Below are 22,318 nucleotides of genomic sequence, written 5' to 3' on the forward strand. Positions count from 1 at the left end.
TCTGAGTTAACAAAAGCAAAAACCGTACCTATTTTTTATGGATGGAATGTAGAGGAGATTATTTTACCAAGTTTGTCTTAGTGAGGAGCCGTGCCGTGTAAAAGGTAGTCGGGTTATTGGCAATTTTTTCTGATTTCTTGCATAGTATTCATTGGAAATTGTAAAGGTACGAAGGACGGGATCACTTGGAGCTTTCTGTTATTCACAGTGATGTTATTATTTAATCTCTAGCTGTGTATAGGTCTACCGTCATCGAACCAATGTCACATTTCCTTTTACTATTTTTCGTTCCCCATTGAAATTGTACGTGGCCATATAAAAATAGACACCTACCTCCTGTGGCATCCGGTTATAAACGCCGTTCCATCCGGCCGCCTGGTTTTCTGTGAAAAACACCCGTTGACCAAAACGATTATAAATACTTAATGAATACCCTTCAAAATTATATCCCGGCAAGCCTATGATCCTAAATACATCATTCCAGCCATCGCCATTTGGTGTGAAGCCGCTTGGGAAGGTATGTTTAACGGTGTCAACAGGTGGTGGTGCCGGCGGATCGACAGGCGGTATTACTATGGTATCTATTGGGCCGCCTGTATAATCGGGCAAACCGATACTGTGAATATAATAGTAGGCGTAATCAAGGGCAGGGTCACCACCACCAACATGACTTACACTAGTGGTGACATCGGACTTGAAACAGCCGACCATAAGGTGGGTGTAAGCAGAGTCTGCGACAAAGGTTTTACTAAGAGTTACCCAGTTGATCTTGTCCGTTATAATGCCATAGCTCGAATAGTCGATCTGTGGTGCAAGTGGAAAAGTAGAAATAAGAGAAGAGGTATCCACACGGTAGGTAGAGAAAAATACTCCTAGTCCGTCATTTGCATAGTTGCTGTTATCAGAGAGCGATACAGAAATGGTCATCGTGTAGGTGTGCCCTACAAGAAGAGGGGCAATGGTGGTCCCTATATACTCTCTATAGTCTGTAAGGCCTATTGGTCCGTATGTGTATAATCCGGTGTATACGCTATCTACAGCATCCTGGTAGCCAAAGTAGTTTTGAGGTACGCCCACGTCTGTGCCTGCTGCGCAGTAATTGAAATAATCGGAAGTGCCGCCAGTGGGTTGATACCAGCCAATGCAAGAGTCTACCTGGCTAAAGGTTGCAGGACATGTAGTATAGTGGGTGAAACCCGGAGTGCCGATCTGGCAAGTAGCAGGTAGGCTGCATAGCAGCAAAACGAAAATGATAGATAGGTTTTTCATAGATAAGCTTTATTAAAAGTAGTATATTATGCAGATAAATTATACATAACATGTAAAATCACCTTAAAATAATTTAGAGTTAACGCATAGTCATTTTGATAAGATTATTGACTTTTTTGCAGCTTATATTATTTACAAACGTGCGGGTGGTGACATTGTATTTTGCAGTGTAGGTTTTGTTGATGATGTTGTAGAGGAAATCGCATTTGATCTTCCATTTGTAGGATATCTCCAGTTCATGTGTTAGTGGCATGTATTTATAGGAATAGGTTGCGGAATGGCAGCTTGAGCTGCAGTTCTTTTCTTTTTTGGCGACCCTTTCTTTGTCTGCCGCCGGTACAAATTCATTGAAGAAAGTTGTTCTGATTTCGTTGCCGTCTATTTTATTGTAGTCTATGTATTTCAGTTCAATAGTGGCTACTTTGAAGAAATCGATGATGCCGTTGTCTCCGCCAACTTCGCGGGCAAAATAGGTGTAGGTCGAATCCCTGTTCACTTCATTAATTACCCATTTGCTATATTTCTTTTCGGTGATCACTTTGCTATTTCTTACATAGTATTCAACAAACTGCTGAATGGTAAAAGGCCGGGCGAGTGTAAGGTGCGTGTTATTAGTAACATCAACATGTTTTAATGGACGTAACATCTTCTGCCATACTATGTCATCTTTTTTTGCAGTTTGTGCGGACAAGCCATTGGTGAGTATAAGTAGGGAGAGTATGAGCTGGAGTTTTCGCACTATAAGCTGCTTTTATGATCTGCGATTGTAACGTAAATAGGGTTGAAATATTGTTACTGATACATTCATGAAATCGGAACACATCTTCTGTCGTAACCACCTCCCCCTAAGTTACGGATGAAAATGCGGACACTTAGGGTACTCCTCCTTCAAAAGGATAAGAGTGGTTGATGAACAGACAAGTCTTAAATATATTGGCATCCTGTGTTGGTTTAGGGTAAACAATAAGGCGTAAACAGATGTCTACGCCTTATTGTTTATAAATATCAAGCAGAATATAGCACTACCTTATCAGGGTGACGCTGCCCTTATAAATTTTATTCTCCATCATGCCGTCGGGCTGCGCTACAATGATGTTGTAGTAGTAAGTGCCCATTTCCTGAGGGACGCCATTAAAGGTGCCATCCCAGCCGTCGTTGATGTTGTTGGAATAGAAGATCTGTTGACCCCATCTGTTGAAAACAGTGAACTCAACTATGCGGTGGAAATCAAAACCTATGGGGTGGAAAATATCATTACGACCATCGCCATTAGGGGTGAAGGCAGTAGGGATCACTCCGTGAAATACACTATCTACCACTATCGTCACGTAAGCAGTATCGCGGCAGCCATATTGGTTCATGCCATAAACTGTGTAGGTAGTAGTAGTGAATGGTGTAGCTATGGGGAAGTTAATGTTCGGGTCGTTCAGCGTACCGTCGTTAGGCGTCCAGGTATAATACAATGCATTGGTAGCGTAGAGCTGTATGCTGGTGCCATAAGGAATAGTCTGGCTTGGTGTTACATTGGTGAGCTGTGGTGGTGCCTGTATGGTTATATTGATAGTACCCGGTAAGCTTACACAGTTTTGCAAGGTATAGATAACCGAGTAGGTGCCGGTATTGTTATACCCCGCGCCAACAATACTTGGGTTATAGATGCCAGATGTAAATCCATCAGGACCTGTCCATGCATAAGTGCCGCCACCCAATGCATCTGTAGCTTCGAGGAACAATGTCTGGTGGAAACAGATAGGCACAGAGGTGATCTCAGGCGTAGGCGGTATTGGCGGATCTGTAAGTGTGATAGGCCCGGCAGGTGCAGATACACAGCCTGTTGTTGTGTTGGTGATATAAATGTTGCTATAAGTGCCGGCTAACAATAAACCTGTTGATGGCATATTAATAACTAATTGTCCGCTGCTGCCAACGGGTACGGTAATAGGAGAGGCGAGGGTGCCATTGAAGTCGTAATTCACCAAATAAGATACGCCCAGGGTAGGGCCTGCAAAAGAAATAGAACCGTCGCTGCCACCACAAGTTGTAGGATTGGTAGAGGTAAGCGGGCCTATAAAGGGTAAAGCATTTACAGTAACTGTGGTAGTTAAGAAGCACGAAGCAGTAAAGCCGTAAGCTATAGTAGTGACGCCCGGTGATACAGGAGTGACCATACCTGTAACAGGATCTATGGTTGCAACGGTAGTAGTAACGCTACTCCAGGTGCCCCCCGGTACAGCATCGGTAAGGGTAGTTACACTACCCATGCATACAGACAATGTACCACCTATAGGCGCGGGGAACGGATTTACAATTACTGTAGCCGTATCGCTACAGCCGGTTGGGAGTGTGTATGAAATGATAACAGTACCAGGTGTTACTCCTGTCAATACGCCTGTAGAAGCTATTGTAGCTATGCTGGTATTGGCACTACTCCAGGTGCCGGCCGGTGTGATGTCGGTCATGTTTATTGTCTGCGACACGCACACATTAGAAGGTCCTGCGATAGGAGCGGGTGCAGTGTTTACTGTAACAGTAACGAAAGACCAGTAACCAGCCGCCGCTGTGTAAGAGATATTGGCAGTGCCCGAAGATACTGCTGTAACAACGATGGACATGCCGGTAGAAGAGCTTACCGTTGCGATGGAAGCATCTGATGAGCTCCATGTGCCGCCCGGAGTTGTCTGTGTGAATGTTGATTGATCGCCTACGCAGAGATTAACGCCTGTTGTTGTAGCAATATCGGGGTAAAGGATCAGAGAAGCTACGCCATTGCCGGTAACGGTAGCTGTATTGTTGGTAAGGGAAGTGGTTATAGCAGTAGGTGCCACATAATTAGCGCCACCGCCACCACCGGCGGTGATAGTATTTACACCTAAAAATACTGTATTACCTGCACCGCCGCCACCGCCGCCGCCATAACCTGCACCGCCACCACCGGCAGACTGACTGCCTGTAGGGCCTATGCCACCGTTACCGCCGTTGCCTGTAGGGCCGCCCGGTTGTCCGGGATAGGTTATGCCTGCACCGCCTGCTGCACCAAATACACCCGGAGAGCCACCAGTGCCACCAAAATTGGGAGATAAACTGCCGCCATTAGCACCCGGGTTGCCGCCATTACCGCCAACAACTGAAGGGGTTAATGCACCACCACCGCCGCCGCCGGCAGCTACCAGGAGTACTGCGCCGCTTGTTGTGTTCAACACTGCCGATGAGCCGCCGCCACCGCCGCCGCTAACGTCGGTACCTACAAAACCACTGGGGCCTGCAAAATTGCCTGCGTTACCGCCATTGGTATAGCCGGTACCACCTGCCGCGCCAATAATGCCAGTATAAACAGGTACGCCAACGGCGCCCTGAGTACCCACATAATAAGTAAGAGACGTAACTACCACCGGGTTAGCCACATCTAAAGTGCAGACAATAGCGCCTGCACGTCCGCCTGCGCCACCATCGGGGAAGCCGGTGCCACTGCTGTTGCTGGCGCCACCGCTACCACCCCTCAGATTAACAATAACGCCCGATACCCCGCAGACGCCGGGTATGTTGGGCACTGGGAAGAGTACCTGTGCGGATGCACAGCTGGCTATTAACAGTAATGCGATAAGTGTAAAAAAGGGTCTTAACATAATCCGCTGTTTTTCATGTGCCCCGGCAAAAAGGGCAGAATATTAAATAGGTTTCGTATTATAGACGTTAAATTAATGAAAATCGTTGGTTTTTGTAGAGTTTTTAGCGGTTATGTTGGATTACGTAATGAAGGCTGATTTTCGGCAAATATTAGCTTTGTACAAAAAAGTGGCAGTTTTTCACGAAAGTGGCAGTTTTTTGATACCGGTTTTGCTGACATAGCTATTGGACAAGGGTTTTACTGATTTTAACCAACTGCTACTTTCTGCCACTTTCTGCCACTTTTTGCCAGATGTTGCCACTTTTTCTGCTACTTTTTGGGGTGGTTGTCTGAACTCCCGACCTTCGGTTGGGACAGGCAGGATTTAAAGGATTAAGGGATTTTCCTGATAGTGGGCAATGTGTCGTCCTGAAAAAAGTTGACAGTTTATAGTTGCAGTCGTTCTTTGTTTTGCAGATCGAATAGGGACTTTTAGTTTCAAAGAGCTAGCCATGTTTTGCTTGGAATCAATGCAAATTAATTAAGGAAAATGAGGTGGTAAAATAAAGATATTCACAAAATTGTGGATAAGTGGAGCTATGTTGAGGTGAGTCAACAAGTTGTGGGGTTTATTTGAAGTGATGTATATTTTTTATTTGGTTTTATTTTAATTCGCTAATGCCTGGAAACAAAAGAAGCCCCATACGGGGCTTCTCAAAATGATCATTTGATTGTTGATCAGGCTTTTGCTGCATCGCGCAGTGCCTTAATGGCATCGTGGGCTGCGTTGATCTCCTGCGCCTGCTTAGCAACAGTTTCTATAGCACTTAATGGTAATTCGCCACCCGCAAGAGCATCTTTGTAAGCCTTCTTTATGGCATCTTCGCCGCGTTCGGCCTCGGAAAGAATGCTTGCACGATCGCTACCGCCAAAAAGCGCTTTTACGTCGATCCATGCACGGTGCAAGGTGCCGCTTACGCTGTTTCCGGTTTCTACTTCAGTAGGATCTCCTACCAATGCGGCCAATTCCTGACCGTTTTTACGGCTTTGTGTGGCGAATTTCTGGAAGAGCGCCTTCAGATCTACATTCTGATCGTCGATGTCGGCGAGTACTTTTTCAAAACCGTCTACACGGTCATTGTTGATCTCTATAAGGTCGTTGATAAGACCCGGATTTGGTGAGTTGGTCATACGTTTTTTTTACTAGTGTACTGAAATATCGTGCCAAGTGGTGTGCCGTATCCAAGGCTTGGTTTGAATGGTGATTTTGGTTTGAACAGGCAAAATTGTCTGCCGGTATTTGTATTTTTATGGGGTTATGATGAAGAGATGCTCATAACGGTAAATCTATTTTTATGGCTAAACTGGCGGTAGTAAAGACAACTTAGAATTAGGCGAGTGTGGATGATTTCATCAACGGTGTGGCTGATGAGCAGAAACGTGCCGACAGTGCTACGCTCATAAAACTAATGCATAAGCTGACTAAACAGCAGCCCAAAATGTGGGGTGCATCGCTGATAGGTTTTGGCAATCACCGATACGAAAGTCCTTCATCGGGCAGGCAGGTAGATTGGTTCAAAGTTGGGTTCTCACGACGTAAGGCTGCGATATCTCTTTACCTGATGGGCCTGGAAGGGGAGCAGCGTGCTGAGATGCTTGCCCGGCTGGGTAAACATAAAACTGATGGTGGTTGTGTGTACGTGAAGAAGCTGGCTGATATTGATATGGGGGTGCTGGAGGAGATGGTGGTGGTGACGCTGAAGGGGAAGTAAATTGTGTTCGGTAGCTTAATTATCCAACCGCTTCTTTACTTTTCTTTGTGCTGCCGTCCCGCAATAAGCGGGATAAACTGCGAAAAGTAACAAAAGAAAACGGCACTTTTGCGAATCGCTCCGCGGGCAAAAGGAGCTGGGCTGCGTGTGCTTGTGGTTGGCTCGACCGCTCTTCGCAAGCTCAGCCAGCGCTTCTGGTTTTGTAGATACAATTTATCGTGAACAGTTTTTACAGCAATCTGAAGATTGCCAACCGCTACGACGTAGTCAGGAAGACTACGCCGAACTAAGCAGTTTTTACAGCACTCTGAAGATTAGGAACTGCCAAGGCGAAGCTAATAACATAATGTCGAACAAGGATTAAATTTCATTAATTATCGGGCGTTCTTTTTTATAAATCCCAATTTCTTTTAGTTCATCATTTGAGATTATAATACCAGCATCATATGATGCGACAACATAATCAAGTTTCTTTATCCACTTATGGAAAATAGCCTTCTCGTTATCAGGCTGAGATTGCATGTAAAATAATATATCCAATATAATTCTGCATACCTCCATTAAGGATTTAAGTAATAGTATGTTGACGTCCTCACCGTTGTGGACATATTTACTCCTCGCATCATAAATTTTTTGGATTGTTTTTTTCTGATCTTGAAATGAAACGTTGAAAGTTAGATAGGTAAGAATTGCTGTACGATTAGATACAGTTTGTGTGCTTTCGCCCTTGTCTCCAAGTAACAGATCAAGTGCAATCACAAAATGAAGGAATGCTTCGTTAATTCGATTGTCATAAAAATGAATATATGCTTTAGCATTGAATCTTGTAAAAGATTGGATGGTTTTATGGAATTCTGAATCAGCAAAATCGATGAATCCAAACTCATTTTTAAGCGCTAAATTAACTTCTTGTATTTTATCATTTAATAGATATGGCACAGAAACATTAAACGATGCTTGCAACGTCGGAACAACATATCCAACCATTCTGTTAAACGCGGATATTTTGGAATAAATTGACACTTTTTCAGCATTAACCAATCGTGAGAATCTTTCCACATCTATATAAGGTATGCCAAATGCAATTTGCAACGATTGTTGTTCAGTAAAGCTAATCCAGAAATCCTGAAACATTATTTCTGACAATTTCTCGAAGTAAATCAACAAAGCTGCAGAAAAGCCAGCATCATGCATGGAGTACTTATCAGCAAGGCTATGCCATGCTATAATGTTGACGTTATGAAATGCACGATCTATGCATATCCTATTTTTGAGTTTGTTCTGATACCTGTCAAAGTAATCTGATGTGGCTCTTTTGCATCTATATTCAAATTTTTTCTCGTCGAGCTCACCAAATGTAAAATCACCGAACTGAAATCCTTTAAATCCATCAGTTATGTTGGCGGGTAAGAGGTAATATTGAGAAAGCGAAATAGTTTGGATTGAAGAAAATATTTCTTCAACAACAGGTATTACTTCAGAGTCATTTCGAAAATATGTATAAAGTAATAAAAAGGAATCTGCTAAATCATCTGAGTATTTATGATTGACTCCCCCAAAGGTTTTTTTTATGACATTGCGAAATGTATCAATGGAAAAATTGTCAATTTCCTTATACCAAATTAATTTGGGCTCGATTTGACCATGTACGCCATCTGAAGTTAAAAATGACCTTTCAATATCAACAACAAGCGCATTATATTCATTGTTGCCTGGGTCAATACGCCGAAGGGATTGTAGAAAAGGTACAAGTTGGGGTATATGTCGAAATGAGTTAACTGATTTGTTCATTTTATAGAATTAACCTCGTAGATTTTATTAGTTTTTCACGCGAAATATTTAATTGATATAATTGCAAAGCGCCCCGAAAACCTCGGGGCGCTTTAATAAATATCATCAGGGAAATTAACTCAATCCCTCGATCTCACCATCTACCAGCTTAATGCGGTAAGCTTGCGGATCTTCAGGGAGGCCCGGCATACGCATGATCTCACCGGCGATGGCTACGATGAAGCCGGCGCCTGCCTGGATAACGATGTCGCGGATATGGAGGCTGAAGCCTTCGGGTGCGTTGACGCGCTTAGGGTCGTCGCTGAAGGAGTATTGTGTTTTGGCTATACAGATAGGCAGGTTGGCCCATCCATTCTTAGTGTATGATTTTATCTTGTTCTCTACTGTCTGGCTGAACGTAACTTCGCCTGCTTTGTACACACGCTTGGCTATCTTCTCTATTTTAGTGCCTATGGAGTCTTCGAGGTCGTAGGCAAAGTTGATTGGCTTGCTCGGATTGTTTTCAACAACCTCTACTATCTTCTTGCCCAGTGCTGCTGCGCCTTCGCCGCCTGTGGTAAAGCCATTGTTTATAGCAAATGCAACGCCTTCTTCGCCACACCAGTTTTCGAGGTAGCCAACTTCATCATCGTTGTCATGCTTGTGGCGGTTGAACGATACTATAACGCTCTGGCCGAATTCCTTCATGTTGTTGATGTGCCTGCGCAGGTTGCCCAGGCCGGTGATCATGGCTTCTTTGTTTGGCTTAGATATTTCGCCATCGGCCACGCCGCCGTGCAGCTTTAATGCACCTGTCGTCACTACTATTACAGTTGCCTTAGGTGTAAGACCGGTAAGGCGGCACTTAATGTCGAGGAACTTTTCTGCGCCAAGGTCGCTGCCGAAGCCGGCTTCTGTTACTACATATTCGTTGCTGCTCATAGCCATCTTGGTAGCTATTACTGAGTTGCAACCATGAGCTATATTGGCAAATGGACCACCATGTATAAATGCGGTTGTGTTCTCGGTTGTCTGCACAAGGTTAGGCATAATAGCATCTTTCAGCAATACGGTTATTGCTTCTGCCACGCCCAGATCTTTAACGGTAAACGGAGTTTTGTCGAACCTGAAGCCCAATACAATACGCTCTATACGTGCCAGCAGATCATCCAGGTCTGTAGCCAGGCAAAGGAGTGCCATGATCTCAGATGCGGTAGTAATATCAAAACCTGCTTCTGTAGGTATACCATTACCTGTGCCACCAAGGCCGGTAACTATCTGGCGGAGCGAACGGTCGTTCACATCCAGCACACGGCGCCATACTATACGCTCCAGTCCTTTATCATTCTTACGGTTCTGATACTGGTAGTTATCGAGCAGGGCAGCTATCATGTTGTTGGCACAAGTGATAGCGTGGAAGTCGCCGGTGAAGTGGAGGTTGATCTCATCCATAGGTAATACCTGCGAATAGCCACCACCTGCGGCGCCGCCTTTCATGCCAAAGCATGGTCCAAGGCTGGGTTCGCGTAGTGCTACAGCTGTTTTCTTACCTATATAGTTCAAGCCCAGTGATGATGCAACGCTGGTAACGGTCTTACCCACACCTGCCTTGTTAGGGGTAACTGCAGTGACCAATATCAGGTTGCTCTCCTTTATCTTGTCTTCGTTAATGTATGACAGTGGTATTTTAGCCTTGTATTTACCGTAGGGTATAATGTCTTCGGGATCTATACCAATGTTGGCCGCTATTTTGGCAATTGGCAATAGCTTCGCCGCTCTTGATATTTCAATGTCTGATGGAAATTTCTTTACTTGCTGGTCTGACATACGTTTTTAGTTTTTTATCATTTCGTCTATGAACTAACAAAGTAAATAATAATCGGAATAATCAAAAATAAATTGCTCAATTATTATACATCCGCAGTGATTTTCTACTGATGTTCGTACATTTTGGTTAGCTTACAGGTTCAATTGTAAACATCGTATCCAATGGACACTCCGGAAAAGAAAGCAGCACCACAACCTAAAGCAGCACCAAAGAAAGGCGCGAAGCTCCCATCAAAGTCAATATCATTTTCCGGCCAGGCTTCTAAGAAGAGCGGCGGTAAAAGTGGTAATGCCCAGGTGAATGGCCAGAAGAAGGGTGGTGTGAACCTGATGAGGAAATTATCAGGCATGTAAATTCGACAAAGCAGCTTATATATCCAACCGCATATTTTCTTTCTTTGTGCTGCCGCAAAGAAAGAAACAAAGAAAACGGCACTTTTGCGAACTGCTCCGCACGCAAAAGGAGCTATGCTGCGTGTGCTTGTGGATGGCTCGACCGCTCTTCGCAAGCTCAGCCGACGCTTCAGGTTTTCTGCGATTCTTTATTAAATGTTGCTATCGAAACAGTATTTAAGGGTGTCAGAAGACTGGCAACTACTGCGATGTAGTCATTATGATTACGCCGAAAAGGATCTGGAAAATTCGCTTACACAGACATGCGATACCTTCGGCATCGTTGCACAGTTGCTTCCTGACTTTGCTATAGACATATGATACCTTCGGCATCATTACTACTTTTCACTTACTGTTTAATGTAGTCGTTGATAGGAGTAATATGCCCTAACAAATTTATTTGCTCACTTTTTTTATTACTTTCTCCAGTCTCTTCCTTTTAGCGTCGCCTTCTATGTCTGGTAGTCGTGTAGTCAATATGTCCAGGAATGCGGGCTTGTTGGCTGCGTCAATTACAGGTAATGTCTTTTCGGCATAGGTAGGCATCTGGTTCATTGGTGCGGCCAGTATTTGTTCCAGTAGCAGGGGTAGTGTATCGTCGGCATATTCCTTAAATGCAGATAGCTTCACCAGTATATTTACTGCATGATCTTTGGTGATCACTGTTCCCTTATCTGCTATGGCTACTATTTTGGTTATTGCTTTATATAGTAGCGGGGCACACTCAGTAGCTATGGCGCTGAGTGCGCACATAGCGCCCCATACCATGCGGTTGTTCTTACTATCTAGTAGTGTTATGAATATTGCTGCATGAGGTACTATCAAAGCAGGCTTTCTTTCGCCCAACTCATAGAGCGTTTTTATAATGTCGCTTTGTATTTTCTTGTTGCCAATGTTATCTACGAGCTCCTGCACGCCTGCTTCATTATTAGTATCGGCGAGCTTTTGTGCCAGTGCTTTATTAGGTTCGGTGCTTCTTATGTTCATTACAGAAGCCAGTTCATTGAGTATACTCATTGTTATTCAGGTCTCATTATTGGTAAAATTATGCTCGACGGATTATCACTTCCGCAATTGATCCCCACATCGCAATTCACAAAGTCGCTCTTATCACAAGTATAGATATTGACAAACTTCTGCGGGTTGCGGTCTACCAGCGGAAACCATGAGCTCTGCACCTGAACCATTATGCGGTGGCCTTTTTTGAACACATGCGCCACATCGGGTATCTTGAATTTTACCTCTGTAACCTTTCCGGGTGTAAACGGCTCAGGCTTGCTGAGGCTGTTGCGATACTTGCCGCGCATTACTTCGCCACGCACCAGCATCTGGTAGCCACCCATAGGGTAGTCTTTGCCGCTGCCTGTGCCGTCGCGGGTAGTATCGTATGCAAAATTGTCGGGGAATACGTCGATCACTTTCACTACTATGTCTACATCGGTGCTGCTGATGGCCGTGAATATATTGGCCACTATTGGTCCTGCCAGTGTTATGTCTTCCTTCAGCGAATCTGTCTGGTACACCATCACATCGGGGCGGCGCGCGGCAAACCGCTGATCATCCGTCATATATTCGCGGGTGCGTTTAAAATGCACATCTTCGGTGTAGGGCACAGGTTTGTTGGGATTACTGGTGTACTTATTAATGTACTTAGGGCCGCTGCTGTAGGGGACATCATAAGATAATTTGCCATCTACCTGCAGGTACATGCGCTTGTAGTCCACCTCTTCGGCCGGCCACTTGCTCATCTTTTTCCATTCATTAGTTCCGGTAAAGAATATGGTTGCTTCTTTTATCTTCTTTATGTCTCCCTTATCCTGCAGGTAATACTGGAAGAAGGGTAGTTCTACTTTTTGCTGATACCACTCCGATACTTTTTTCCCAAATCGTACATTGCCCAGAAACTCACTCGTGCCTCGTGCCCAGCCTCCATGGCTCCACGGACCCATTACCAGCTTATTGGTGTTGTGTGCTTTTTCTTCAATCGACTTGTACAAGTTCCATGCACCAAAGCAGTCTTCGGCGTCAAACAGACCGCCAACTACCAGCGTGGCTACATTTTTAGGAATGTACTGAGCGTAGTTTCGGGTATTGCGGTCTTGCCACCACTTGTCGTAGTCGGGGTGAGCATACAGGTCGTTCCAGAATTTTACATCACTACCCACATAGTAGCTGAGGTCGGTAAGGGTAGGTATGCCCAGGTAGAATTTGTAGTTGTCTTTGGTATAGTACTGAAAACCGGGTGCACTCTCTTTGGTTGGCACCGGCCTTGGCTTGCCAAATGAAGAGTAGAAGTTGAATGCATCCATCTCCATAAATGCACCATTGTGGTGAAAGTCATCACCGGCAAACCAGTCTGTTACCGGTGCCTGTGGACTTGCCGCCTTTAATGCCGGATGGCCGCACAGCGCACCCATCATTGCATAGTAGCCGGGGTATGATATACCGTATAAGCCTACGCGTTTGTTCGTGCCTTTTACATTGTGGATCAGCCAGTCTATGGTATCATAAGTATCGCTGGCTTCATCCGTCTTGGCTTTGTCATTTGCAGGCAGGTAGGGGCGCACATCTTCAAATACACCCTCACTCATATACTTGCCTCTCACATCCTGCAGTACCATTATGTACCCCTCTTTCAGGTAGTTCATGTAGGGTATGTTCCAGTAGTCTTTAAACTTTTCTCCATAGGGGCCAATGGAGTAGGGTGTGCGATTTAGCAGGATAGGGTGATCGTTCTTATTATCATTGGGTTGGTAGATGGTGGTGAATAATCTCACTCCATCCCGCATGAGTATATAGAGCTCTTTCTTGGTGTAGTGTTCCGCCATCCAGGTGGAGTCGGCCTTATTGGCCAGGCTCATAAATGGCAGTGCCATCAAAACTACCAGGAAACCTATCTTGTTCATATATTCAGCTGTTATGCAGTAAATATACAAAAGGAGATGAGTTTTGCTGCGGGTAAGTTGAGTGCTATGATAGCTTATCTAACCACAATGGCCTGCTATATTGCATTGCTAAACATCTTCTTACTGCTGCTTATTTTGCTTTTTTGCAGATACAGATCGAAGGCACTACAGATGTTCCTGATGAAATTTCTGCCTCTTGGTGTTACCTGAACTTCGTAACCGCTGATGCTCACCAGTCCGTCTTGTTCCAGCTTTTCCAATTCTTCCAGGCACATTGCATACACCATATCCCAATCGGCAGGCTGTATAGTTGTTTTACCACTGCAGCTGATATCCAGTATATATTGGCCAAAGCGTATGTCCTCATCGTTAAGGAAGTAGCCTTTTTGTACCGGTAGCAGATCATTCTTTATACGGTCGTAGTAATCGTGAACGGTCTTTACGTTTTGTGAAAAGCTGCGGCCCGTGCTGCTAATGCTGGAAACACCCAATCCTATCAACATATTGGTATGCTGTGTTGTGTAGCCCATAAAGTTTCTGTGCAGCTCACCGTTTTGCGATGCTATGAACAGCGCATCTTCCGGCAGGGCAAAGTGGTCCATACCTACATCGCAATAGCCATGTTCCAGGAATATTTCCTTGCCAGTCTGGTACAGTAATAGCTTGTTATCGGCGCTAGGCAGGTCGTTCTCATCAAATAGGCGCTGACCTTTACTAGTCCATGGCACATGTGCATAGCTGTAGAATGCTATCCTGTCGGGTTGTAACAGTATGGTCTGTTGTATGGTACGGGTTATGCTCTCATGTGTTTGCAGTGGCAGTCCGTAAATAAGGTCGTAGTTTACAGATGTGTAGCCGATCTTACGGGCTATCTCCGTTACGTTCCGTACATTTTCTATTGGTTGTATCCTGTTAATGACCAATTGCACCTTCGGGTCATTATCCTGTACACCCAGGCTTAGCCTTCTGAAGCCAAGATCATATAATGCCTGTAGATGTGCCTCCGTGGTATTGATGGGATGGCCCTCAAAACTGAATTCATGCCCCTCGTGAATAATGGAGGTCTTGAATATAGATGTTAGCAGGCGGTAGAGATTGTCGGGAGAGAAAAATGTTGGTGTTCCCCCGCCCAGGTGCAGCTCGCGGATGACCGGCGTTTCATTCATCAGGCCCAGATACAGGTGCCATTCCTTTACTATAGAGTCTATATAATCGTCTTCAACGTTATGGTTGGTAGTTATCTTTTTGTTGCAGCCACAGTAGGTACAGAGTGATTCACAAAAGGGCAGGTGAATGTACAGACTGATACCGTTGGCTTTGTTTTCAAGTTCAAATTGTTGCACAAAAACCTTCGAAAATTCCGCGGTATCTATCTCGTCTTTCCATATGGGCACAGTAGGGTAGCTAGTGTAGCGGGGAACGGGTACGTTATACTTTTGCAGCAAATGTGAAGTGGTCATAGACTCAATATTGACCCGCAAAATTACTTTTGGCCTGTTGCAAAAAACATGACCGTGGTCAGAAATTCAGCTGATATTTTTTTAAATCTAACCGATCGTTACAGCTATATAAGGTCTAGTTAGTAGAAAAGTTAATAAGGGAGAGTGACCTAAATTGTTTTCCTCTGTAATTTTGATAAGAGACAAAATCGTGCGGTGTCAATTAGATTAATTTAACCTCAATACAAAATGATAGATACATTACGCAACCATATAGTTAAGAGATTGGGCAATGACATAGAAAACCTGGAAATAGTTCTGGCTTCTTTTAAGCCAATTATGGTGAAGCGAAATGAACATATTTTGCGGAGTGGTGAGGTTTGCAAATACGTCTACTTTATCGCGAAAGGTTGTCTGCAAGTCTATGTGCACGACAAGGATATGAATGACACTACGCGTGACATTGTTATTGAGGATAACTGGTGTTCTGAGTTGATAAGCTTTGGTAGTGGGCAAGCGGCTACAGAGTCGATAAAGGCAGTTGAATCCAGCGAGCTACTGGCTATAGACCGGCGGAATTTTCAGAACATGATGGAGCAAGTTCCGCAGTTTGATAAGGTGTATAAGCAGATACTTGAGGCATCGTATGCCAATTCCGTTTATCGCATAAATACCTTTGTATCTCTAAACGCTCTGGAGCGGATTCAATGGTTGATGGAATACCGACCGGATCTCATGACCAGACTCTCCAGTAAGCTTATTGCTTCTTATCTGGGCATCAATAAAGATGTGTTCAGCCGACTAAAAGCACAGCTTTAAAACATCGACTTTTGTCATCGTTTGCTACCAACTGATTGTTGAATTTTGATCATTATAAACGATCAAAAATCATAAGCGATGAAAGAGTATTTATTATTATTTCGCAATGCCAGCGCCGCAGATGGCTACATGGCTACTGCCCAAGATATGGCAACCGACATGCCGCTGTGGCAAAGTTGGATAGGCAATATTGCCATGCAGGGTAAGTTGGTAACTACGGCGCCAATAGAATACCACTCCACTGTTGTTACCAACACCACTGTAGAGGTGGGACCTTATAAGGAAGCTAATACAGTATTGGTTTCAGGGTTTCTCATTTGCAAGTCTGATAATGTTGAAGAAGTTCAGCAATGGAGCAAGGGTTGCCCCATTCTGAAATACCCGAATAGCTCTGTAGAGATCCGTACACTTGTCCCATTCCCCTTAGGCTAATCTTATTTTATGGATAAATTATTATCATTCGGTCGATATTTATTCCCCGCTTCGTTTCTTCTATATGTAGGGCTGCACCTGGGTAAGCCTGATGTGGAGGCATCATTTGTTCCTTCATTCCTTCCATTTCCTTACTTCTGGAATTACTTTACGCTGGCATGCATCTGCGCTTTTATAACAAGTGCATTTACAGGAAAGTTTGATAAACTGGCTTATACACTTATGGCACTGTATGTGTTACTTATGGCATTGTTGGTCCACTTACCCCGAGCGATGGGTCATGGCCCGGAAACTATTGGTATGGCAGTTGATGCCGCCCGCAATCAGGAATTGGAAATGGTTAATTTCTTCAGGAATATTATGGTTATTGGCGCACTACTTGGCTATGCAAGATTCGTAGCAAAAGACAAAAGAGTAGTGGGGTAACTCAGCTCAAAGCTACAGCCCGATATAGTTCCTGTTTTATGCGTACAATAATGCCGATCAATTCACGATCGGCATTATTGTACGCATATTTTTGCAGTCAAAATGAGTAACCTAATCTCAGTACCTACTTTCTCAATATTTTCTCCATTGCCCTTCCATTGGCTACCTCATCAACCAGTTTGTCCATGTACCTGATCTTCCGCATCAGCTCATCTTCTATCTCTTCTATGCGGTAGCCACATATCATGCCTGTAATTTTAGTGACATTCGGATTCATCTGTGGTGCCTGCGCAAAGAAGGTCTCAAAATCGGTCTTCAGATCTATTTGTTCCTGTAGCGTACGTTCATTATATCCCGTCAGCCAATAGATGACGGTGTCTACTTCAGCCTTGGTATGTCCTTTTCTTTCTGCCTTTTTTATATATAAGTCGTAGACGACGGCAAAAGAGGATTTAAAGATCTTAGTATTGACCATACGGGAGTTATTATTCTCCAAAGTTAGTAAGCAGATCGTCGGTTTCAAAACGGAACTGTACTTGTCTAATGCTAGCTTTCACCTGCGAACACAAAAAAACTATCTGCTAATGCGCCTCTTCGGGTTTTATGAATTTTACACTTGCCACATCGCCAATAAAATACAACTCCAGAATTACAGTGGAGTTGATCGGTCTGCCTCCCAGCTTTGCGGGTGTCCAGTCCCATAGGTTATTGATGCATCTTCTGATATTCTCTGTGAGGTCATTCATATGCACCTCATCTTTGATGCTGAGCACACATGAATGTCCGGTAGAATCTACTGCGATCTCAAAATAGAGACGCCCACTTGTGCTCATCCACTTTACCGAGCTATGATCAAGACTACGTTGAAATTTACCGGCAATATTTTTGGTGTATGCTGCCCGTGTATCGCCACAATATAAACAGGTGTCGGTAATGTCGCAGTCTTTATATTTCTTAGTAAAAGGCACCTGAGCATTTGCAGTAAATGCATAGAACAGAAGAATAGTGAGCAGGTATTTCATAGTGTAAATGTATTGTTTGTAGATAATTGTTACTTGACTTTCAACTTCAAAGGTATATTTCTTACGCTGGTACCCCTCGTATCGCTAGTGCCTGCATACTTCGCCGGACTCGTACGCCCGACGGTGTCATCCAAATGTTTGACGCAAGAGATCTCTATTTCATGCGTCAGCCTCAAATAGTGTTGTCGACCACGCTGCAATATTCACTACTGGTCGCCGGTTTATTGGGCATGTTCGTTTTCGCCCACTGATACATACTGTCTATTATGGGCAATAAAGTACTGCCATATGGCGTGATCTTATATTCCACTCGTGGTGGTATTTCAGGATAAATGATCCGCTCCAATATGCCGTCCATCTCCATTTCCCTAAGCTGATTGGTCAAAGTCTGCTTACTGATCTCTGTAATATTCTTTAGCAAAAGACTATACCGATTCCTGTCGGTTCGGATCATATGTATGATGCTTGGCTTCCATTTTCCACCAATGATATTCATAGTATATGCCACCGGGCAGTTGCCCGGCATAAAGTCTTTGTTCTTTCTAACTGCCTTACTTTCCATTGGTCTATAATTTTAGCCTATACCTATAATATGCGCATATCACCTTAATACAGGCAAATCTAATAATTTCGGCGACTATTGATCTGAAAATCAAGATAGTACGTGTTTTTCTTTTGCTATGGGTATATAAGGCATGAGGATGAACAAGCTAAATGATGACCATAGAAGGTCCATAGGCAATAACGATTAGTTTTTAACCAATAGAATATATAAAGTATGAACAGAATACTAGTGATTCTCACGATCGACACAGAAAACCTCCCGGCTAACTTTCCTGAAGTGCTGCAGCACGAGCGTAGAGTGGTAAAAGAATGGAAAGAGGCCGGCTATCTGGACCAGCTATTTTTAAGGCAAACAAAAAATGGGGCTGTACTCATTTTTAAAAATGTAGACCTTGACAAAGTCAATGAATTGATGACCACTTTGCCGCTCTATCAATTTAAAAAGTCGCTGGAGATATTGTCCCTGATCAAGGATAGTGAGATCTGATGAAAACTGCCTGTTACCTATACATTCGCTAAATGATTACTTTTAGTGAAAGGTTTTTTTATGAGCAGCATTTTCAATGATCAGGATAAAAACGAGCTATTAAGGCGAATAGAAAAGGTAGCTCCATCCAACCCGGCTGTTTGGGGGAAAATGAACGTGAACCAAATGCTCTCACATTGTAGTGAAGGCCTTAAGATGACCACGGGAGCATTGACGCCACGTAGGGTTCTGTTTCCTATAAATGTGCTGGGCAGGCTATTGAAAAACAAAGTACTGGGAGCGGGGGAATTCAGGAGGAACTCACCGACCGCACCCGAATTAACAATAACCGATACCAGAGACTTTGAACAAGAGAAAGGGCGGCTGATTGCCGCTGTGAATGAATTGTACGCAAAGGGTGAAGCGGGCATAAAGGAAGAGATCCATCCGTTTTTTGGTAAGATGACGCAAAAAGAGTGGGGGATACTCAACTACAAACACCTGGACCATCATCTACGCCAGTTTGGAGTATAAGGCGTTAGTACATGCGCACAAATGCAGGGGGTATTTTACCGGAAGTAGTATTGGGATCATCTAAAGCCACGTATATAAACTTCTAAAAAAAGAGATCTCATCAGATATTATCTGATGAGATCTTATATTTTGTACGCTGTTTGCTAAACCGTCTGCTGTTGCAAATTTGATTCGACTTTAATTCACATTGAATACGCTAATCTAGTTTCCAGGTAGCCCTTTCGAAATGGCAGGTATAACCATAAGGGTGTTTTTGCAGATAGTCCTGGTGTTCGGCTTCTGCGTCCCAGAAGTCGGTTGCAGGCACTACTTCCGTTACTATCTTACCGGGCCACTTTCCTGATGCTTCCATTTCTTTGATCAGTTCATTGGCCGTATCGCGCTGCGCATCGCTCAGGTAGAATATAGCAGAACGATAAGATGTGCCAATATCATTGCCCTGTCTGTTGCGGGTAGTCGGGTCATGTATTTGGAAGAAATACTCCAATAGCTTGCGAAAGGAAAGCATTGTTGGGTCGAATGTGATTGCTATGCCTTCGGCATGTGTGCCATGGTTGCGGTAAGTGGCATTAGCAACATTACCACCCGTGTAGCCGACCACTGTTGAAAGAACGCCGGGGTAGTGCCGTATCAACTCTTCCATTCCCCAAAAGCAACCACCGGCCAAAATTGATTTTTCAGTACTCATTCTACTTTTTTTTAAGAGAATAAAGGTAAGGTACAAACAGGTGAGCTTTTAGGAGTAATGTGATTTTAACATGGTGTTGGATGGTGTTGCTTCGGTAAATGGTCAAAAAAAGCAATCGGAGAATGATCGGCTTTTCTCTGTTAGAGGGCAAGTGGATTAAACCCGACATTTGATAGGTTGATTGAAATTTACTATATCTATTTTACTAAATTTGTGGCAAAAGCATAGCACTTATTGTCGTAGAGATTTTACAATTTTATTCACTGAGTCCACTATTTTTTTGGCTTTATCTTTGGTAATAGATATTGCAGTAGTTGAATGCACTATTGTATTTCGTATTTCTAATCCTTGGCGAAGAGTTATATAATCTTTTTTGTCAACAATGTTTTGTTCAACTGCTATTCTTACGATTTGAAAAAGAGGGATGGCTCTATATTTATATTGAGTTTCATTAATGCTTATCTTGCTGCGTAGAGTTTTCTCTAACAAAGAAATTGCAGAAACGATAGCTGCTCTGTATTCATTTTTGTTTAATAACCTAGATGGTTCGTTCTCAAAATATTCACGGTACACTTCAGCGATATCTCTAAACCAATTCTCAACTTCATTGAAAAAACCTTCGTAATCTGTAAAAATATCATTTGGTTTATTGATGTAAGTTATCCCTCCCAAGTCAGATGGTATTTGATCGTCTTCATCTTTAAATACAAGAATTTTCTTGCTGTTCCCTTTAGCCGTTGCCATGCCTAATTCAAGCATGACGTTATTGTTTTGGCTACTTATGTCCATAACAAGGATTTCGGCCTTATCAATTAAAGCTGAAATCTTCGCTAAAATTGTATCTCCTGATGTGAGAACTTCATCTGCAGTTATGGGAACAAATCCATAACTCTCTGCTATAGGGAACAAATTTTGTTTGTAAAATGAAAGCAACTGAAATGGTATTGAAAAAAAACACAGTCTGTTTTTTGAGTCATCCTTTACAAGAATTTCAGATTGTGATTCCTCTTGAGTAAATGTCCCAGTCTTAAGTATTTCATTTTGCCAATAAGATTCAAGTTCGGTAAATATTAATTCAAATAATCTTGAATAGCTAAGTTCTTTGTCAATGATGTTTATAACCTTAATTCCGCGCCTTTCAAACTTCGATATTTCATGATGAGTAGAATTAAGCTTTATTGTATAGGCTGGGCGTTTAGAATTACCCAGTCTTTCGTTGACAACTTTAAAAATTTGCCTTAGATCTGGATCGTCAATACTATACCCGATAAATAGCGGTGTTTTTGTAATTAATTGATTGGCCAAAAAGGTTGAAAAAAGAGGGTTTTTCTCAATAAAAAGATCATAATCTTCTTCTGTAGCTACTAATTTGTTGGGATGATGTAAATCACCATGTATTTTAAGAATTGAAACACTATTGTCATTGACAGAGATCGATAATTGGCTCTCATCTAAAATTGGTTTGCAATAAGAATAGCTCTGTTCTAGAAGGAAATCAAAATTGGTTGTAACAATCAATTTAAATGGAAGTTTCGCAAATGCTTTGTGGGCTTCTCCAGGCTTTATTTGATCGACTAATAATACATTTGCCAATTTTTCAATTAGCTTATTTCTAGAAAATTCATGACCATACGCCGATATCGCGTCAAGGGCATTAGAATACTGATAATCTGGCAGATATTCGCCTAATTTCTTACCTAGAGAATCCCACAATAACATTTGCTTGCCTTTAGGTACTATCGCATTCATCGAAAATCCAGATCCGATAATTGGCTAACAATTTCCTTTTACTATGTCATCAAGCAAAGGCTGAGGAAAGTAGTCTCGCAAATATGTACTCATAAAGATCAAGAATTTAGTATTTCAAAATACTTTAATTGCCAAAGCGTTAAAAGTAAAATATTTTCTAAACTTTTCAGGTAATATAAGATATCTATCTATAAGTGAACTGGCGGAAAATTGACTAGTTGCTGGAAAATAAAAAAGCCAATCAGTAAATGATTGGCTTTTCTTTGGTAGGCTCGACAGGGGAAATGTCGAACCAAATATGGGATGATTTAATTGAAATTTATAAGGTTGCTTTGAAGCTAAAATTATAAGGTCTGTGCTGCGCTTTGGTTGAACGTAGAATCACCATTATAAGTATGTTTATTTTTAATACATGATTCTGGTCATGTTTTCGCATAAGGGCACGGTTTTGCTGCAATGATATAAGTAGCTTATACCTAAGAGTAATGACAGTCAGCAATTGACGCTTTAGTATACCTGCCAGAATGTTATTTAAATTCACTTTATCTAGCTAACTACCATTAGTAGAAGAAAATGAACGTACCATTAAAGTGCGCAATTATTGAGTAGAATAAACAAATATATAGTCATTTTTTAAA

General features: G+C 42.8%; 21 protein-coding genes. 7 read left to right on the forward strand and 14 right to left on the reverse strand.

The genetic code is table 11. The features are described 5' to 3' along the window. Positions 1-249 precede the first annotated feature (249 nt). The 4 genes from CJD36_RS00620 to CJD36_RS00645 form a co-directional block, all read right to left on the reverse strand. Positions 250-1,269 carry a gliding motility-associated C-terminal domain-containing protein gene (locus tag CJD36_RS00620; protein ID WP_105037180.1) on the reverse strand — a complete coding sequence of 340 codons (1,020 nt, stop codon included), beginning with the start codon at positions 1,267-1,269 and terminating at the stop codon, positions 250-252. Positions 1,270-1,348: 79 nt separating this feature from the next. Continuing rightward, the gene (locus CJD36_RS00625) at positions 1,349-2,008 is read right to left on the reverse strand and encodes a hypothetical protein (protein WP_105037181.1); all 660 of its coding nucleotides are present in this window, start codon (positions 2,006-2,008) and stop codon (positions 1,349-1,351) included. Positions 2,009-2,291: 283 nt separating this feature from the next. Then, complete coding sequence (locus tag CJD36_RS23800) at positions 2,292-4,892, reverse strand: T9SS type B sorting domain-containing protein (protein ID WP_170067815.1); 2,601 nt, start codon at positions 4,890-4,892, stop codon at positions 2,292-2,294. A gap of 719 nt (positions 4,893-5,611) precedes the next feature. After that, positions 5,612-6,064, reverse strand: coding sequence for a ferritin-like domain-containing protein (locus tag CJD36_RS00645; protein ID WP_105037185.1), 453 nt, complete (start codon positions 6,062-6,064; stop codon positions 5,612-5,614). A gap of 209 nt (positions 6,065-6,273) precedes the next feature. Between CJD36_RS00645 and CJD36_RS00650 the strand changes: the two genes are divergently transcribed. Beyond that, the gene (locus tag CJD36_RS00650) at positions 6,274-6,645 is read left to right on the forward strand and encodes a DUF1801 domain-containing protein (protein WP_205685529.1); all 372 of its coding nucleotides are present in this window, start codon (positions 6,274-6,276) and stop codon (positions 6,643-6,645) included. 360 nt (positions 6,646-7,005) lie between these two features. Here CJD36_RS00650 and CJD36_RS00660 read toward each other — a convergent pair whose 3' ends face one another. Further along, positions 7,006-8,436, reverse strand: coding sequence for a HEPN domain-containing protein (locus CJD36_RS00660; RefSeq protein ID WP_105037187.1), 1,431 nt, complete (start codon positions 8,434-8,436; stop codon positions 7,006-7,008). Positions 8,437-8,550: 114 nt separating this feature from the next. Then, on the reverse strand, positions 8,551-10,242 hold the full coding sequence (locus CJD36_RS00665; RefSeq protein WP_105037188.1) for a formate--tetrahydrofolate ligase: 1,692 nt from the start codon (positions 10,240-10,242) through the stop codon (positions 8,551-8,553). 162 nt (positions 10,243-10,404) lie between these two features. Here CJD36_RS00665 and CJD36_RS00670 point away from each other — a divergent pair, with 162 nt between their 5' ends. Beyond that, a complete protein-coding gene (locus tag CJD36_RS00670; protein ID WP_105037189.1) occupies positions 10,405-10,596 on the forward strand; it encodes a hypothetical protein in 192 nt (63 codons plus the stop codon). A gap of 435 nt (positions 10,597-11,031) precedes the next feature. Here the strand turns inward: CJD36_RS00670 and CJD36_RS00675 are convergent, their stop codons facing one another. From CJD36_RS00675 to hemN, 3 genes are all read right to left on the reverse strand, one after another. Continuing rightward, a complete protein-coding gene (locus tag CJD36_RS00675) occupies positions 11,032-11,652 on the reverse strand; it encodes a hypothetical protein (protein ID WP_105037190.1) in 621 nt (206 codons plus the stop codon). A 2-nt stretch (positions 11,653-11,654) separates the two neighbouring features. After that, complete coding sequence (locus CJD36_RS00680; RefSeq protein ID WP_105037191.1) at positions 11,655-13,541, reverse strand: CocE/NonD family hydrolase; 1,887 nt, start codon at positions 13,539-13,541, stop codon at positions 11,655-11,657. A 95-nt stretch (positions 13,542-13,636) separates the two neighbouring features. Continuing rightward, on the reverse strand, positions 13,637-15,001 hold the full coding sequence (gene hemN, locus CJD36_RS00685; protein ID WP_105037192.1) for an oxygen-independent coproporphyrinogen III oxidase: 1,365 nt from the start codon (positions 14,999-15,001) through the stop codon (positions 13,637-13,639). Between the two features lie 228 nt (positions 15,002-15,229). On the opposite strand from hemN, the gene CJD36_RS00690 reads away from it, so the two are divergent. The 3 genes from CJD36_RS00690 (at position 15,230) to CJD36_RS00700 (ending at position 16,657) form a co-directional block, all read left to right on the forward strand. Next, entirely contained in the window at positions 15,230-15,799 is a 570-nt protein-coding gene (locus tag CJD36_RS00690; RefSeq protein WP_105037193.1) for a Crp/Fnr family transcriptional regulator, read from the forward strand. A gap of 78 nt (positions 15,800-15,877) precedes the next feature. Beyond that, complete coding sequence (locus tag CJD36_RS00695; RefSeq protein WP_105037194.1) at positions 15,878-16,231, forward strand: YciI family protein; 354 nt, start codon at positions 15,878-15,880, stop codon at positions 16,229-16,231. Positions 16,232-16,240: 9 nt separating this feature from the next. Continuing rightward, the gene (locus CJD36_RS00700) at positions 16,241-16,657 is read left to right on the forward strand and encodes a hypothetical protein (RefSeq protein WP_105037195.1); all 417 of its coding nucleotides are present in this window, start codon (positions 16,241-16,243) and stop codon (positions 16,655-16,657) included. A gap of 124 nt (positions 16,658-16,781) precedes the next feature. On the opposite strand, the gene CJD36_RS00705 is transcribed toward CJD36_RS00700, so the two are convergent. From CJD36_RS00705 to CJD36_RS00715, 3 genes are all read right to left on the reverse strand, one after another. Next, complete coding sequence (locus CJD36_RS00705; RefSeq protein WP_105037196.1) at positions 16,782-17,132, reverse strand: DUF2200 domain-containing protein; 351 nt, start codon at positions 17,130-17,132, stop codon at positions 16,782-16,784. 106 nt (positions 17,133-17,238) lie between these two features. After that, positions 17,239-17,679: a hypothetical protein gene (locus tag CJD36_RS00710; protein ID WP_105037197.1), complete on the reverse strand. Its 441-nt coding sequence runs from the start codon at positions 17,677-17,679 to the stop codon at positions 17,239-17,241. A 172-nt stretch (positions 17,680-17,851) separates the two neighbouring features. Then, a complete protein-coding gene (locus tag CJD36_RS00715; protein WP_105037198.1) occupies positions 17,852-18,241 on the reverse strand; it encodes a winged helix-turn-helix transcriptional regulator in 390 nt (129 codons plus the stop codon). Positions 18,242-18,457: 216 nt separating this feature from the next. Here CJD36_RS00715 and CJD36_RS00720 point away from each other — a divergent pair, with 216 nt between their 5' ends. Both CJD36_RS00720 and CJD36_RS00725 read left to right on the forward strand, forming a co-directional pair. After that, positions 18,458-18,730 (forward strand): hypothetical protein, encoded by a 273-nt coding sequence (locus CJD36_RS00720; protein WP_105037199.1) that lies wholly within the window; start codon positions 18,458-18,460, stop codon positions 18,728-18,730. Between the two features lie 60 nt (positions 18,731-18,790). Beyond that, the gene (locus tag CJD36_RS00725) at positions 18,791-19,243 is read left to right on the forward strand and encodes a DUF1569 domain-containing protein (protein WP_105037200.1); all 453 of its coding nucleotides are present in this window, start codon (positions 18,791-18,793) and stop codon (positions 19,241-19,243) included. 196 nt (positions 19,244-19,439) lie between these two features. Here the strand turns inward: CJD36_RS00725 and msrA are convergent, their stop codons facing one another. Both msrA and CJD36_RS00735 read right to left on the reverse strand, forming a co-directional pair. Further along, the gene (gene msrA, locus CJD36_RS00730; protein WP_105037201.1) at positions 19,440-19,931 is read right to left on the reverse strand and encodes a peptide-methionine (S)-S-oxide reductase MsrA; all 492 of its coding nucleotides are present in this window, start codon (positions 19,929-19,931) and stop codon (positions 19,440-19,442) included. A 231-nt stretch (positions 19,932-20,162) separates the two neighbouring features. Next, positions 20,163-21,680, reverse strand: coding sequence for an SIR2 family protein (locus tag CJD36_RS00735; RefSeq protein WP_105037202.1), 1,518 nt, complete (start codon positions 21,678-21,680; stop codon positions 20,163-20,165). Positions 21,681-22,318 lie beyond the last annotated feature (638 nt).

Source organism: Flavipsychrobacter stenotrophus (assembly GCF_002954265.1).
In the GTDB taxonomy this organism is placed as follows: domain Bacteria; phylum Bacteroidota; class Bacteroidia; order Chitinophagales; family Chitinophagaceae; genus Flavipsychrobacter; species Flavipsychrobacter stenotrophus.

Excerpts from the sequence above, each read along its gene's own strand:
- CJD36_RS00620 (WP_105037180.1), bottom strand. The coding sequence starts at position 1,269 with ATGAAAAACCTATCTATCATTTTCGTTTTGCTGCTATGCAGCCTACCT.
- CJD36_RS23800 (WP_170067815.1), bottom strand. The coding sequence starts at position 4,892 with ATGTTAAGACCCTTTTTTACACTTATCGCATTACTGTTAATAGCCAGC.
- CJD36_RS00645 (WP_105037185.1), bottom strand. The coding sequence starts at position 6,064 with ATGACCAACTCACCAAATCCGGGTCTTATCAACGACCTTATAGAGATC.
- CJD36_RS00660 (WP_105037187.1), bottom strand. The coding sequence starts at position 8,436 with ATGAACAAATCAGTTAACTCATTTCGACATATACCCCAACTTGTACCT.
- CJD36_RS00665 (WP_105037188.1), bottom strand. The coding sequence starts at position 10,242 with ATGTCAGACCAGCAAGTAAAGAAATTTCCATCAGACATTGAAATATCA.
- CJD36_RS00670 (WP_105037189.1), top strand. The coding sequence starts at position 10,405 with ATGGACACTCCGGAAAAGAAAGCAGCACCACAACCTAAAGCAGCACCA.
- CJD36_RS00675 (WP_105037190.1), bottom strand. The coding sequence starts at position 11,652 with ATGAGTATACTCAATGAACTGGCTTCTGTAATGAACATAAGAAGCACC.
- CJD36_RS00680 (WP_105037191.1), bottom strand. The coding sequence starts at position 13,541 with ATGAACAAGATAGGTTTCCTGGTAGTTTTGATGGCACTGCCATTTATG.
- hemN (WP_105037192.1), bottom strand. The coding sequence starts at position 15,001 with ATGACCACTTCACATTTGCTGCAAAAGTATAACGTACCCGTTCCCCGC.
- CJD36_RS00690 (WP_105037193.1), top strand. The coding sequence starts at position 15,230 with ATGATAGATACATTACGCAACCATATAGTTAAGAGATTGGGCAATGAC.
- CJD36_RS00695 (WP_105037194.1), top strand. The coding sequence starts at position 15,878 with ATGAAAGAGTATTTATTATTATTTCGCAATGCCAGCGCCGCAGATGGC.
- CJD36_RS00700 (WP_105037195.1), top strand. The coding sequence starts at position 16,241 with ATGGATAAATTATTATCATTCGGTCGATATTTATTCCCCGCTTCGTTT.
- CJD36_RS00705 (WP_105037196.1), bottom strand. The coding sequence starts at position 17,132 with ATGGTCAATACTAAGATCTTTAAATCCTCTTTTGCCGTCGTCTACGAC.
- CJD36_RS00710 (WP_105037197.1), bottom strand. The coding sequence starts at position 17,679 with ATGAAATACCTGCTCACTATTCTTCTGTTCTATGCATTTACTGCAAAT.
- CJD36_RS00715 (WP_105037198.1), bottom strand. The coding sequence starts at position 18,241 with ATGGAAAGTAAGGCAGTTAGAAAGAACAAAGACTTTATGCCGGGCAAC.
- CJD36_RS00720 (WP_105037199.1), top strand. The coding sequence starts at position 18,458 with ATGAACAGAATACTAGTGATTCTCACGATCGACACAGAAAACCTCCCG.
- CJD36_RS00725 (WP_105037200.1), top strand. The coding sequence starts at position 18,791 with ATGAGCAGCATTTTCAATGATCAGGATAAAAACGAGCTATTAAGGCGA.
- msrA (WP_105037201.1), bottom strand. The coding sequence starts at position 19,931 with ATGAGTACTGAAAAATCAATTTTGGCCGGTGGTTGCTTTTGGGGAATG.
- CJD36_RS00735 (WP_105037202.1), bottom strand. The coding sequence starts at position 21,680 with ATGAATGCGATAGTACCTAAAGGCAAGCAAATGTTATTGTGGGATTCT.